The sequence below is a fragment of the Mucilaginibacter sp. GW821-FHT07H05 genome, assembly GCF_059418485.1.
In genome coordinates, this window is the sequence record NZ_JBWKPY010000002.1 from 486,669 (window position 1) to 500,689 (window position 14,021).

The window sequence follows — 14,021 nt, forward strand, 5'->3', positions numbered from 1 at the left end:
GTTTATTTTACTTTGGTTGATAACCAGGCGCTACGGAAGGCCGCCTGTTCTTTGGTTAATTCTTTTCCAGCTTTCTCATTGGTTACTACTTCATAAGCGGGGTTTTCTTCTAAGGTAAGGGTGGTTTGATGTTCGCCTGCGCGGTTTTTGTAAACCAGCGCTATTTTGTCACCCGGTTTTTTGGCGGCAATCATCTCCTGCAGGGCTGCGGCATCGGCCAGGTCTTTACCATCCGCTTTCAGGATAATATCGCCGGCATCAATACCTGCTTTATAAAGCGGCGTGTTTTGCGCTGTACCGTTTATAACAGGAACACCCGCCGCTGTTGTTGCAGTACGTGCTGTACCCGAGCGGCCGCGTTGCTGAAAGCCCCCTAAAGAGCCCGCCCAGCCTATCCCGGGTTGTGCTTTGCGCAATACCATCCCGGCTTTGGCCAGCAATGGGGCGTAATCATTTTTTTCGATACCGTTAATGTATTTACCAAAAAAGTCGGCGGCAAATTTAGGGTTGGTTACCTTGGCCAATACAGCTTGCAGATCGGGGATGGTATACGGTTTCATCACCTTACCCAGGGTTAGCCAAACAGCTTTCATATAATCATCCAGCGTTAGGTTAAATTCGCTGCGCAGGCGCAAGTCCAAAGCTAAAGCGGTAGCACCACCATAGGTATAATAGCTGGTGAACACGTTGGTATTATTGTTAGGGTCGATAGAAACACCGGCATCGGCAAAAACCGAATAACGGCTCATTTGCGCGGGCGAGTATTTCAGCGCGGCAGGCGATGTTAACACGGTATTGATCAGTCCCGCGGCGGTACGGGTATAATCTTCGGGGGTGCTAAAACCGGCGCGCACTAACGTTAACACACCATAATATTGGGTAAAGCCTTCGGCAAACCAAAGTTCGCTGCTCATATCGGCATGTTCAAAATTAAACGGCTCCAACGATTTTGGCCTGATGCGTTTCACATTCCAGGCGTGGAAATATTCGTGCGCGTAAGTACCTAATAGGCGCCCTTCGTTGCCTTCCACCTTATCTGCCGGGTGAACAATGCAGGTAGAATTACGGTGCTCCATCCCATCGCCCGAATTGGTTGGGTAAACATCATCTAAAAAGATATAATCGCCATAATCGTAAGCGGGCAATTCACCAAAAATAGCCTGCTCTTCCAATACCACCTTTTTAATCATGCCGGCAAAATTATCTATCACTGCCTGGCTATCATCCGAGTGTATCGACAGGCGGATGCTCTGTTCTTTGCCATCCGGGTTTTTAACCTTCCAGGCGCTTTCTTTAAAGTTAGACAGCTCGGTTGGGCTATCCATCATATACTGAAAGTTAGGCGCAAAGTAGGCACCTGCCGGGCCTTCGGGTTTTAGCTGGGTAGCAAAGCGCCAGCCATACTTTTCGTAATCCTTAAACTGGAAGTGTATGGGGCGGTTATCCATCCCAATCGCCCACATCATAGCGGCCGGCATGTTCAGATGGGCGTGGCTGGGGTCAATGCTGGCATAGGTGCCATCTGTCCAGTTGGCAAACAGGGTATAGCTAACCTTTATGCCTTCGCCATGGTTAGGTATTTCCCAAACATCGCCTTCTATTTGTTTAACGGCAAGTTCTTTTCCGGTATTATCAAACGCTTTTACGTTATAAACATTCTTGCCAAACTCGTGTGTGGCATAGCGCCCGGCCGATGAACGGCTCATGCGTACCCTTAGCGGGCCCGAAGGCAATTGCCCTATCCGCATGCTGATCTCGGCCTCGTGATGGGCGGCATTAGCAAAGCTAAGGGAATAATAAATATCGCTTTGTGCAAAAGTTGCGGCTGCAAAGAACAGGGCAGCCCCGGTTAGGAAAAGTTTTTTCATGATACACCAAATGGGTTAAACAGGGGGAAATTACTATTAAATTGGCAAAAATTATATCTGTAAGCCTAAATTGGCGACATTGTAACACATATTTTGTACTCCATTGGATAAGCCGGCACCTGTTTACCATAAAACCCGTATTGCCCCTACACCCAGCGGCTACCTGCATTTGGGTAATGTACTATCTTTTGCCTTAACTGCCCAGTTGGCCCGGCAAACCAATGCCAAAATTTTGCTGCGGATAGATGACCTTGACCGCGACCGGGTGAACCCGCTATATGTGCAGGATATCTTCGACACGCTGAATTTTTTGGAGATCCCCTACCATGAAGGCCCGCGCAATATGGAAGCGTATGAAAAGGAATGGTCGCAGATACACCGTATGGCTATGTACCGTGGCGCCCTGCAACGATTAAAAGACAGCGGCGCGGTATTTGCCTGTACCTGTTCGCGGGCGCAGATCAGGGGTGTTAATGCCGATGATGCCTATCCGGGTACCTGCCGCCACAAAAACATCCCGCTGGATGCGGAAAATGTAAGCTGGCGGTTAAAAACCGACGCTGCCGAATTATTGCATATTAAAACCCTTTCAGGCGAAATCCTGCAAACCACCCTGCCTGTTACGATGCAGGATTTTGTAGTACGAAAGAAAGACGGTTATCCCGCCTATCAGCTGACATCGGTTTTAGATGATGTTTATTATGGTATCGATCTGATTGTGCGGGGCGAGGATCTTTGGGCATCAACCCTGGCGCAGCATTACCTGGCACCCTATATAGGGGCAGGTGCTTTTCGCGATATGGCCTTTCATCACCACCCGCTGCTGATGGCGTCCGGTAACGAAAAACTCTCCAAATCGGCCGGTGCAACATCGGTGCATTATTTGCGCGGGGCAGGGAAAACCCCGGCAGATATTTACACAGCCATATCGCACTGGCCGAAATGAAGAGCTACGTGTTGTATTTTTTAAAATGTAAAGTTTCCGTTGCCCATGGTAACAATCTGGAAGCTTTCGTAGGCCATTTTTTTGTTGTATTCTAAAGCAAGCGTTTTATGGTTGATCAGGTCAACTATAGTACCTATCAGGCAAAAGCCGCCTGTAAATAAGTATAATATACCCATTCCAATTTGCCCTACCACAAAACGCTGTACACCGGCTACAATGATAAAGCCAAGCAGGGTAAACAATAAGATATCCTGCGGGCTTTTACGTTTACCGGCATAAACGTTATAAAAACCGCGCTGTTGGTTTTCGTCAAGCTTAGCGGTTGCTTGTTGTAAAAAGCCTATTTCTTCGGGTGAAATGCCCGGAAGCATCATGTAGGCATTTGATTGATTGTTCATTTTATTTGATTGTTTGATTGAATTGTGATGTAAAACTAAGTTAACAATAAAATTTCACCAACACAATACTGGCAGAGGGCGGCAACAAGTCGGCGAACATACTCTTTTTAACGGTCAATAAGGGGGTTTTTAACGCGCATGACCACAAGTGTACAGATCCTGTAAAGCAAAATCCCTAAAGCCGGTATCCCCAGCCAATGCGCATGGAACGAGGCACGTAGATCCCCATGGAACAAATAAGCAATAGCATGGCCGATACCGCAGCCTGGGCACCAGGTAAAGCCCATCAGCCGTAGCGGGCATAGTACGTAATGTGTTTGGGCCGGGTCGCTAAAGCCAAGTGCAGCCAGCGCGGCAATCCAAAATATTAGTTCGAAATTGTTCCGTATAAATTTCACGCCTAACAAAGGTAGGTTTTAATGAAACAAAAAAAGCGACGGGTTTAGCCCGTCGCTTTTTCAAATGATATCATTTAACTCATGCCGTTTAAATAGCTTTCGATTTATTCATCAGGATCAGCGCAACGGCCAGGGCTTCTAATATCCCCACCAGCAGCGCACCGAACATACGGCCCGAAAAATCGACAAAGTTAACCCCGCCCGATACATAATTAATATAAACAATGGCCGCAAAAATAGCTACCACACCGCCCACTATCAGGGTTTTAAAACATTGTACCAGGCCTTCTAAAAAACTGATAACGCCGCCCATTTCGTTATACTTATAGCTGCGAACGCCAAAGTACATGCCCACAAAAGGTATCAGTACCGAAAAATATTCGTAAGGAGATATTTGGTGCGCACCGTTGGTATTGTAACCCATCCAGTGCATTACAAATAGCCACAGGCCACTCAGTATGCCTATCACCAGGCCGTAAATTAATGCATTTTTCATCGTTATAATGTTTGGTTAAATTCTCTTTAGGTACAAACCAATGGCTTGTATTGTAATAAGTATAATTGGGCTTCCTTTGTTTTTATATACCGTGTTTTTTAGCTCAGGGTTGTTTAAACACAACGCAATGCCCTTATTTTAACCTTTATTATTTTTTTATGAGCGTATAAACTCCGGAAAAATCGGTAGGGTAACTAATAAACTGCATATCGGCCATGGGGATCAGTTTGCCGCTTTCAGACCTGACACGGATACCGCCCTCAATATCTTCAATCACATTCCCCTCGGCAAAGTTCGATCCGTTTAGTTTGATGTTATACTTAAATTGTTGCTGATCTTTATAGGATAAGCCCAGCGTTTTAAGCGGAATGGCCAATTCATAAGTATAAATCATTTTGGTGCCAAACCGCGATACCGCCTTAATGCCATCCTGGTTATAAACTGATACTAAGGTATCTTCCACAGCCTTTGTTCCCAATATTTTTATCTCCTTCGACCGTAAAGCCAATTGCTGATTGGCCGTCCGAATAGACGAATCGAGCAGTTTGTAGGTCATTACCGAATCTCTGGTGGCCGTCTGCAAACCCCGTAAATTAATTACCGGCCAGTTGTTTTTACTAAACAAGGGGTAAGTTATCGCTATGTGCTGGCTCTGTGCTGTTGGGTTACCCGAATTAACTGTGAGCGTAATACCACCCGCGATAATTTTGCGGATAGTTAGCAGATCGCTAACCACCACTACTAAATAAAGGTTATCAGCATCATTAGCCATACTATAATACAACCGGGTTGTGCCGTTAAAGGCCTGGAAACCTTTCCATTCGGCTGACTTGCCATCAATCTTAATATTACCTGGTGCACGCAGACTTGCCTTCTGTGTTTTGGGTAATTCCTGCGCATTAACGCTGAAGGTAAAGGCTAATAAAACCAAACTAAAAACAAAGCTTACTTTTTTCATGTTGACCGATGATAAGATTTGAAGATGGACAATCTAATATAAAACTTATTTTCAATTATTAAATAGCTTAAGTATTGGGTCAATACAACACAAATAACTTTATCAATTATAAGTTATATACTAAATGCACATCATTTACAGGACGGGTCGGTGCGCATTAATGAAATCATTCAAATCAGCGGTCAATTTCCTATATTTGCAGCGATTTGAATATCCGTGATATTTTAGAGCAGTACAAGGCCGACGAACGGGTGAAGGAATTAGCCACAGCGCTAAATGCCGGTAAAAATCCCAGGATAGCTTTACGTGGTTTAGTTGGATCAAGCGATGCGACCATGGCGGTAGCATTGTATTTTTTGCAGCACAAGCCCATGCTGTTCATTCTGCCCGACCGCGAGGAAGCCGGCTTTTTCCAGGCCGATCTGGAAAATCTGACGGGCAAAGAGATCCTGCTTTTCCCCTCATCGTACCGCAAGCCTTTTGAATTTACCCAGCCCGATAGCAGCAACGTTTTGGCCCGCGCCGAAGTACTGAACGAGTTGAGCCATACCTCCGATTTCGGCCAGCTGATCGTCACCTACCCCGAGGCTTTGGCCGAAAAGGTGATTGACCGTGCATCGCTGCAAAAGAACACGCTGGAGATTGCCCTTAACAACAAGCTCAGCATCGATTTTATCAACGAATTTTTGGTAGAGTATGATTTCGATCGTGTTGATTTTGTGTACGAGCCGGGGCAGTTCTCGGTCCGCGGTGGTATTGTAGATATCTTCTCTTTCTCGCACGACTTGCCTTACCGGGTAGAATTTTTCGGCGACCTGATCGAATCTATCCGCACATTCGAGATTGAGAGCCAGCTATCAGTTGAGCAGGTGAAAACCATTACTATCGTACCCAATGTACAATCCAAATTCCTGACGGAAAGTAATATTTCCCTGCTGGAATTTATTGACCCGGCAACCAATATCTGGATCAAGGACGTGCAGTTCACCTTTGATATTATACAGGACGGGCATAAAAAAGCCACCAATCTTTGGAAGGCCTTATCGGCTGATGAGAAAAATCAGAACCCGGAATGGATTGACCCCAAGTTTAACTTTACCGATGAAAAACTGATTGCCGATCAATTGCATGATTTTGGCATTGTTGAATTCGGCAAGCAATTCTTCTACACCGCCAATAAAGCGCTGAGCTTTGATATCCGCCCGCAGCCATCCTTCAATAAGGATTTTACGCTGCTGATCCATAACTTTAAGAATAACGAAGCAGAAGGCATCACCAACTATATCCTCACCGATTCGGCCCGGCAGGTAGAACGGCTTTACGCCATACTGGACGATCTGGATAAGTCGGTTAAGTTTACCCCGCTCAGCATTTCCATCCGCGAGGGTTTTGTTGACCGCGAGCAGAAAATAGCCGCCTATACCGATCACCAGATCTTCGACCGCTACTATAAATACAAGCTCAAAAAAGGTTACCAGCGCAGCCAAGCTATCACCCTGAAAGAATTGCGCGACCTGAAGCCCGGCGATTACGTTACCCATATCGACCATGGTATAGGCAAATATGCCGGTCTGGAAAAAGTGGAGGTAAGCGGTAAAATGCAGGAGATGATCCGTTTGGTATATGCCGATAACGATTTGCTGTACGTCAACATCAACTCGCTGAACCGCATCAGCAAATACAGCGGCAAGGAAGGTACCGTACCCAAAATGAATAAACTGGGTACCGACACCTGGGAGCGACTAAAAAAAACTACAAAAAAAAAAGTTAAAGACATTGCCCGCGACCTGATTAAGCTGTACGCCCTGCGTAAGGCCCAAAGCGGCAATGCTTTCTCGCCCGATAGTTATTTGCAGACCGAGCTGGAGGCATCGTTTATTTACGAGGATACCCCCGATCAGGAAAAGGCCACGGCTGATTTCAAAAAAGATATGGAATCGCCGCACCCGATGGACCGCCTGATATGCGGCGACGTGGGTTTTGGCAAGACCGAAGTGGCCATCCGTGCCGCTTTTAAGGCTGTGGCCGATAGTAAGCAGGTGGCCGTACTGGTGCCCACCACCATTTTAGCTGCCCAACACCATAAAACTTTTACCGACCGGCTGAAGGATTTCCCCTGCACTATTGATTACGTGAACCGCTTTAAAAGCAGCAAGCAGATTAAGGAAACGCTGGAGAAACTAAAAGAGGGTAAGGTAGATATCATCATCGGTACGCATCGTTTGGTGAGCAAGGATGTGAAGTTTAAGGACCTGGGCTTGATGATCATTGATGAAGAGCAGAAGTTTGGCGTAAGCACTAAGGAAAAGCTGAAGCAAATGCGTGCCAATGTGGATACGTTGACACTGACCGCCACGCCGATACCCCGCACCCTGCACTTCTCGCTGATGGGCGCGAGGGATCTATCTATCATATCAACCCCGCCGCCTAACCGCCAGCCGGTGGTGACGGAGCTGCACGTGTTTAACGATAAGCTGATCAAAGAATCCATCGAATTTGAGCTGGACCGCCAGGGCCAGGTGTTCTTTATCCATAACCGCGTGGCCGATTTGCCGCAGCTGGGCGGGATGATCCATAAACTGGTGCCCAAAGCCCGCATTGGGATAGCACACGGACAGTTAGAAGGCGACGCGCTGGAAGACGTAATGCTGAAATTTGTAAGTCACGAGTATGATGTACTGGTGGCCACTACCATTATCGAGGCCGGTTTGGATATCCCTAATGCCAATACCATCATCATTAACTACGCACACATGTTTGGCCTGAGCGACCTGCACCAGATGCGCGGCCGTGTAGGCCGGAGCAATAAAAAGGCGTTCTGCTATTTGCTGAGTCCGCCGTTATCAACCCTCACCAGCGAGGCCCGGAAGCGCCTGAGCGCCATTGAAGAGTTCAGCGATTTGGGCAGCGGCTTTAACGTAGCCATGCGCGACCTGGACATCCGCGGCAGCGGTAACCTTTTGGGTGCCGAGCAAAGCGGCTTTATTGCTGAAATAGGCTTTGAGATGTATCACAAGATCCTGGACGAAGCCATACAGGAACTGAAGGATGATGAGTTTAAGGATGTGTTCCCGGATGATAAGCCACGGCCGTTTGTCAGCTTTACGCAGATAGATACCGATCTGGAGATCCTGATCCCCGATGAATACGTGACCAATATTGGCGAACGCTATAACCTGTATACCGAACTATCCAAACTGGAAAATGAGGCTGAGCTGCGCGCCTTTCAGCAACAACTACACGACCGCTTTGGGCCTATCCCCGCACAGGTGAACGACCTGCTGAACACCATGCGCCTGCAATGGCTGGGTAAGATCATCGGTTTTGAAAAGATCTCGTTGAAAAAGAATGTGCTGCGGGGATATTTTATCTCTAATCAGCAATCGCCATATTTTGAAACGGCGGCCTTTAACAATGTGCTTACTTACCTGCAATTCAATCACCGCCGCGCCAATTTGAAAGAAATAAAAAACAGCCTGCGTTTAAGCATCGAAAATGTGCATAGCATTACCGACGCGGTATCCTTACTGCAAGAAGTGGCGGGGACGGTGGAGATACAGTAAAATCACGGACGCGCTGTTACAAAACGGTCAAGTCCAATCCTTGTGCCCAATTCAGCCAGACTATATTCGATCTTTAGATCATTGAATTGCTTTTCGATTTTGTCTGCCTCAACCTGTCTTAATATTTTTAACTCCGGTATCTCATGTTCAAAAGTTTCAAACGCATGCCCTAATTTAGACATGATCTGCTGGTAAGAAACTGCGCCAGATTCTTCCACCCACCTAAAAAATCTTTTGTGCTTTTTCTTAATGATCACAAAATCCACTTTGGGCAAAACAATGGGGATATGCTGTGGCCAGGTAGCAATAGTATATAAACAGCTATCGTTATTACCTGTCAGCACCATCGGATTAGCAATATAAACATCTTCGTTAATCAAGCCCTCATCGATCGATTTGCGGGAAAATTGAAACTTCCAAAGGTAATCTGCTTTTTCAGGCGGCATATATAAAAGGTTATGCTCTTCATACATTGAAATGCAGAATTCGTCATTATGTGTTATCCATTCATTCTGCAAATATGTTTTATCAAAAGAAAGAGGGATGTCTAAATCTCGTCTGTCTTGTGGGTCAAAAATAAACAGGTCCAGATCGGTGGCAATTTTTTCGATGACAGGAAAGACCTCGTAAGCAAAATAGCGTGGTCGGATAAAATTAATGCTGATATCAAAATTCAGGTCAATATATCCCTCAAACCCTTCTTCCTCTATATCTAACTCCAAGTATTCAGGTGTCGTTTTATCATTCCAATTTATCATGAAATATACGCCGGTGTCTGGGTTTTCGTAATTCCATTGCCGTGTTGATTCACTATTGTTATAAGGCAAATTTTCGTTTAGATAGGCAGCAACCGCTTCTTCCGTTAAAGGATTTTCGGCTTTTTTATAAAGATACAGGTCGAAACTCATGCGATTAAGCGTTAATAAGTAAATGTAAGAAATTAATCTTCGCTCCCGCAGGTTTAGCGTAGCGTAACCTGTGGTAAACCATTACCTGAAGTTTGAAACTTCAGGCATCCCAGGCACAAGTTAACCCATCGCGCTTGCCAACCCTTAAACTTGCGCCAGCAATTGTTTAATTTAAATAATGTAATCTGTTTAAAAAACGTAAAGCCCCTGATGGGCAGGGGCATTTACGAACCAATTATAAACCTAATTATGAGAGAGAGAGAACAAAATAATCAGAGGCGTGAGAACGGGATCGAACCGTTGTAAAGCGTTTTGCAGACGCTCGCCTCACCACTCGGCCACTCCGCCTTTTTTATGGATATTAATTTTAATGTTTCAAATAGTGGCAACTAAGGTATTTTGATAAAATGCCTCACTGTCCCTGCGCCATTGCTTGTTGGCCTTATCATCGGTATAAAGCATGTGCCCGGCCCGGTAGTGGTGCACGCGTACTTGATCGCTCAAATTTTCATACGCGCTTAATCCGGCAATGGCCTGGTCAACAGTGGCCGGCGGGGTAGCCAGGTCATAATCGCCGCTTACCATGTGCACCTTTAAGTCTTTATGTCTGCTCAGCACATCTTTCAATAAGGGCACCACGTTAAAATAACCGGGCTTTGTTTTCGGGCCATAGTTCCAATCGGGCGTTGCAATGGTGGCCAGGTAGGGTAACTGATTATTATATTGTAAAACTTGCTCCCTGTATCGCTGAAAGGCCTGCGGAAATACTTTGCGCAGCGGCGTTTCGCTTGGGTCGGCAGCGGAAAGTTTGCCGGTTGCCCGGCTATCATAGGTGCCCGTTTGCTTCCCAGTTACCTGCAACAGTAAATGCGCGAAACGACTGTCGGACAAACGGCCATTTAGACCACGTAAGATTGCTTTATCAATACCGGTATAATAATGAAGCGTATCTATTACATCCACGGCCTTTTCACCATTCTTTAAAAAATGGCTGTAAGCGCCAAAGGCAAAACTGCTCACCTTTGCATTCAATTGCGCCGGGCTTAAGGCCTGCAATTGCGGTGCAAGGCGATGATGATATTGCGCGGCGGCAGCGTAAGCGGGCAGGTAATAAGGATAAGGCGCATCATTGCCTTTACCAAAAGTGATCAGCCGGTAATCCAGCGCGGGCGAGATCAGCGTGAGGCCGGCCAACCCGATGTGAAGTGTATCCTGCAGGTAGCTTGCCAGTCCCACCGCCCTGGCTGCGCCATAGCTTTCGCCTGCTAAAAACAGCGGACTATGCTGCCTGTTATTTTCGGCCAGGTATTGGTTAATAAACCGGCCTATTGCCCTGATGTCTTCATGATAGCCATAAAACCTGCGGGCATTGGTGCCGTCTTCGGGGCGACTGTAGCCTGTCCCCGCCGGATCGATAAATACCAGGTCGGTAAAACCCAGCCAGGTATCGGGGTTATCACTATAGCCCGCTTTACCAGGCACAGCCCGTACGGGACCGAATGAGCCCATGTGCAACCATATGGACGATGAACCCGGACCACCATTAAAAACAAAGGTTACCGGCCTGTTGCTTTGCCCGGCAGTATAGGCCGAATAAAACAGCTGTGCCGAATGATGATCACTATCGCTAACAGATACATAACCCACGGTGGCATGATAAGGCAGCACCCGGCCGTTTAACCGCAATTGATGGAGCGATACGGTTTTATTAAATGCCGCATGGCCGGCAAGATCGCGCAGTGGCGTATTATGCGGCGCTTTGCCCCACGAGCTTAGTACCAATACGGATACCCCTGCAAAAAACAGGGCGACATAATTTATACGGGATACAGGTATTTTAAGGAATGCAGACATGGATGATAATCAAATAAAAATTTAATGGATGTGATGATTTGCCGGTAGTGCCCGCCGGATAGCGGAATTAACAACAGCAACACATGACCTCTTGAGCAAGAGGCATTCGCATTAAAAACGTATATTTGATAGCCTGAATTAACATGATGCTACAAACGTAAAGCATTGTTTTATTAATTCCAAGAAAAATCTACAAAACCTATAGACTTTATATAAATTAAGTTGAGATGAGCTTCATCCAGGGCACAAGCTAAGCCAGCACACAATACCCGCCCTTAAACTTGCGCGAGCAGAAGATCTTGCAGCCGATAGACAATGACAGCGCAGCGTAATGACCCAATGACGCGCAGCAAATGACGGCGTAGCAACTACTCCGCCACCCAAACCGCATCTACAAACCATTCCTTACTATCAAAAAAGCTGGTTACCGGCTTAAAGCCCGACTTGATAGCAAATTGCTCGGTTTGGTTAAGGGTGTATTTTTGGGAGATCTCCATCCAAATGTATTCGTCCCTTTCAAAATGGATCAACTCGGTATCGGGCAGGTGCACTTGTTGCTCTTTTAAACTTACCAGGTAGCTTTTACACGATCCTGTTTCGGGGTCGTACATGGCATAGTGATGAAACTGGTCCACATCAAAATCGGCACCCAACTCGCGGTTAATGCGGGTAAGCAGGTTCAGATTAAATCGGCGGGTGATGCCCTGGCTGTCGTTGTATGCAGCCAGAATAGTTTCGGGATTCTTCTTCAGGTCGAACCCGATGATCACCATATCGCCGGGGTTCAGGTTGCTGCGTAGTTCGGCGCAGAACGCTTCGGCATCAGCCACCGGCATATTGCCGATGTTCGATCCCATAAACAGCACCACCTTGCGGTTATTGGATATAGATGCCGCCTTTTGCAGCATCTCGAAATACTCGCCCTGCAGGCCTTTTATTTTTAGCCCGGGTAAGGATAGCGGCAACGTGGCGTTCAGCATGGCAATCACATGCCCGGATATATCAATAGGGAGGTAAGTAAAATCGGCTTTTTGCTGCCGCAGGTTTTTCAACAGATGGATGGATTTGGTGGCATCGCCCGCGCCCAGCTCAATCAGGTCGAATGGTTGCCCGCCCTGCATCATCACTTCGGCAATTTGCGCAGTTTGCTGGGTGAAGATCTCCATCTCGCAATTGGTGAGATAGTATTCATCGCAGTTCATGATCTGCTGAAAAAGCTTGTCGCCCTCGGCATCGTAAAAGTATTTCGAATCGAGCCGTTTGGGGGTTTGTTGCAGTCCGTTAACCACATCATCATAAAAGCGATGCTTAAAATCAGCCGATGGGGCGGGTTTCATCTTCATTAGTGCTTCCATCATATTTCTCATAGCAGATATATATTATTTGGCTAAACGGATGCCGTTGAAAAGCCAGCGTAAATTAGTTGGAAAAAAATTGCGGTAAGTGATCCGCTCATGCCCCTGTGGCGTAGCTTCGGACGCGCCGCGCAGCACCTTTTGGTTCACCATAAATTTGCCGTTGTATTCGCCAATGGCACCGGGCGCCTTACTGAAACCGGGGTAAGGCAGGTAGGCGCTTTCGGTCCACTCCCAGCTTTTGCCCCATTTAAACTGCGGCGCGGCCACCTCCCACTCAAACTCGGTAGGCAGGCGCATGCCCCGGCACGATGCATAGGCATAGGCCTCGAAATAACTGATATGCGTAACCGGATCGTGCGGGTTCAATTTCTGCAAGCCATGGAAAGTGTAGTTATACCATTCGCCATCAATTTGGTGCCAGTACATGGGGCATTCTATCTTATTGGTGTTCACCCAGTCCCATCCCTCGGCATGCCAGTGGCGAAAATCGTGATAGCCATTGGCTTCGATAAACTCCAGATATTCGGCATTGGTTACCTGGTTAGGGCTGATCTCAAAAGCGTTTAAATACACCTTATGGCGGTTCAGTTCATTATCAAAACAAAAGCCCCCGCCCGTAAAGCCAACCTCATAAATACCTTCGGGGATGCTGATCCATGGCGTATCCGCATGCAATACTTTGGGCGATACGTAATCCTTTGAATAAACCGGCATCAGCGGATTGTTGCCTAAAATATATTTGATATCGTAATACAGTAATTCCTGGTGCTGCTGCTCGTGGTTAAAGCCTAAAATCAGCAATTCCCGCACATCGGCCGGTGGTTCGGCGCAAAGGAAATCGCCCATGGCCTTATCTACATAGGCCCGGTATGTGTAAATATCGCTTACCGATGGCCGGCTTAAATTACCCCTGTCAGTACGGATCACCCTTGCGCCAACGGTTTCGTAATAGCTGTTAAAAACGTAATTATAATCGGGGTCAAACTCCTGGTAACCCATAAAATACGGCTTCAGGATAAAGGTCTCGAAAAACCAGGTGGTGTGCCCCAGGTGCCATTTGGGCGGACTAACATCTACCACAGGCTGCACCACATAGTCTTCGGTTTGCAGGGGGCTGCAAATAGCTTCGGTATGCTGGCGTATTTTATAGTATTGATCTTTTAAGTCCATTTTATTTTTGTCGGGATAAGGTATCAGTCTGCTTTCATTGCCCTGGGCTTTAGCCCGGGGATAGTATCGTTAAATAGCGGTGGCTTTAGCCAAACAAAACGGGT

At 46.7% G+C, this 14,021-nt stretch carries 11 protein-coding genes and 1 tRNA gene; 2 read left to right on the forward strand and 10 right to left on the reverse strand.

Annotated elements, in window-relative coordinates; translation table 11 throughout:
- Positions 1-2: 2 nt before the first annotated feature.
- Positions 3-1,868 carry a M61 family metallopeptidase gene (locus AC07M6_RS06200; protein WP_494888084.1) on the reverse strand — a complete coding sequence of 622 codons (1,866 nt, stop codon included), beginning with the start codon at positions 1,866-1,868 and terminating at the stop codon, positions 3-5.
- Positions 1,869-1,971: 103 nt separating this feature from the next.
- Between AC07M6_RS06200 and AC07M6_RS06205 the strand changes: the two genes are divergently transcribed.
- Positions 1,972-2,814 (forward strand): glutamate--tRNA ligase family protein, encoded by an 843-nt coding sequence (locus AC07M6_RS06205; RefSeq protein WP_494888085.1) that lies wholly within the window; start codon positions 1,972-1,974, stop codon positions 2,812-2,814.
- Positions 2,815-2,834: 20 nt separating this feature from the next.
- On the opposite strand, the gene AC07M6_RS06210 is transcribed toward AC07M6_RS06205, so the two are convergent.
- From AC07M6_RS06210 to AC07M6_RS06225, 4 genes are all read right to left on the reverse strand, one after another.
- Positions 2,835-3,212 (reverse strand): TM2 domain-containing protein, encoded by a 378-nt coding sequence (locus tag AC07M6_RS06210; protein ID WP_494888087.1) that lies wholly within the window; start codon positions 3,210-3,212, stop codon positions 2,835-2,837.
- Positions 3,213-3,319: 107 nt separating this feature from the next.
- Positions 3,320-3,610: a DUF2752 domain-containing protein gene (locus AC07M6_RS06215; RefSeq protein ID WP_494888088.1), complete on the reverse strand. Its 291-nt coding sequence runs from the start codon at positions 3,608-3,610 to the stop codon at positions 3,320-3,322.
- An 88-nt stretch (positions 3,611-3,698) separates the two neighbouring features.
- Positions 3,699-4,106 (reverse strand): DUF4199 domain-containing protein, encoded by a 408-nt coding sequence (locus AC07M6_RS06220; protein ID WP_494888090.1) that lies wholly within the window; start codon positions 4,104-4,106, stop codon positions 3,699-3,701.
- A gap of 148 nt (positions 4,107-4,254) precedes the next feature.
- Positions 4,255-5,064, reverse strand: a complete 810-nt coding sequence (locus AC07M6_RS06225; RefSeq protein WP_494888091.1) for a hypothetical protein — start codon at positions 5,062-5,064, stop codon at positions 4,255-4,257.
- A gap of 206 nt (positions 5,065-5,270) precedes the next feature.
- Between AC07M6_RS06225 and mfd the strand changes: the two genes are divergently transcribed.
- Complete coding sequence (gene mfd / locus AC07M6_RS06230) at positions 5,271-8,627, forward strand: transcription-repair coupling factor (protein WP_494888093.1); 3,357 nt, start codon at positions 5,271-5,273, stop codon at positions 8,625-8,627.
- 2 nt (positions 8,628-8,629) lie between these two features.
- Here mfd and AC07M6_RS06235 read toward each other — a convergent pair whose 3' ends face one another.
- The 5 genes from AC07M6_RS06235 to egtB form a co-directional block, all read right to left on the reverse strand.
- Positions 8,630-9,535: a hypothetical protein gene (locus AC07M6_RS06235; RefSeq protein ID WP_494888095.1), complete on the reverse strand. Its 906-nt coding sequence runs from the start codon at positions 9,533-9,535 to the stop codon at positions 8,630-8,632.
- 276 nt (positions 9,536-9,811) lie between these two features.
- Positions 9,812-9,883 (reverse strand) — tRNA-Cys (locus AC07M6_RS06240).
- A gap of 27 nt (positions 9,884-9,910) precedes the next feature.
- On the reverse strand, positions 9,911-11,389 hold the full coding sequence (locus tag AC07M6_RS06245; protein WP_494888097.1) for a S10 family serine carboxypeptidase-like protein: 1,479 nt from the start codon (positions 11,387-11,389) through the stop codon (positions 9,911-9,913).
- 368 nt (positions 11,390-11,757) lie between these two features.
- Entirely contained in the window at positions 11,758-12,756 is a 999-nt protein-coding gene (gene egtD, locus AC07M6_RS06250; RefSeq protein ID WP_494888098.1) for an L-histidine N(alpha)-methyltransferase, read from the reverse strand.
- Positions 12,757-12,768: 12 nt separating this feature from the next.
- Positions 12,769-13,917 carry an ergothioneine biosynthesis protein EgtB gene (egtB, locus tag AC07M6_RS06255; protein WP_494888099.1) on the reverse strand — a complete coding sequence of 383 codons (1,149 nt, stop codon included), beginning with the start codon at positions 13,915-13,917 and terminating at the stop codon, positions 12,769-12,771.
- Positions 13,918-14,021: the final 104 nt, after the last annotated feature.

Coding starts and splice junctions, on each gene's coding strand:
- AC07M6_RS06200 (WP_494888084.1), bottom strand. CDS start 1,868: ATGAAAAAACTTTTCCTAACCGGGGCTGCCCTGTTCTTTGCAGCCGCA.
- AC07M6_RS06210 (WP_494888087.1), bottom strand. CDS start 3,212: ATGAACAATCAATCAAATGCCTACATGATGCTTCCGGGCATTTCACCC.
- AC07M6_RS06220 (WP_494888090.1), bottom strand. CDS start 4,106: ATGAAAAATGCATTAATTTACGGCCTGGTGATAGGCATACTGAGTGGC.
- AC07M6_RS06225 (WP_494888091.1), bottom strand. CDS start 5,064: ATGAAAAAAGTAAGCTTTGTTTTTAGTTTGGTTTTATTAGCCTTTACC.
- AC07M6_RS06235 (WP_494888095.1), bottom strand. CDS start 9,535: ATGAGTTTCGACCTGTATCTTTATAAAAAAGCCGAAAATCCTTTAACG.
- AC07M6_RS06245 (WP_494888097.1), bottom strand. CDS start 11,389: ATGTCTGCATTCCTTAAAATACCTGTATCCCGTATAAATTATGTCGCC.
- egtD (WP_494888098.1), bottom strand. CDS start 12,756: ATGAGAAATATGATGGAAGCACTAATGAAGATGAAACCCGCCCCATCG.
- egtB (WP_494888099.1), bottom strand. CDS start 13,917: ATGGACTTAAAAGATCAATACTATAAAATACGCCAGCATACCGAAGCT.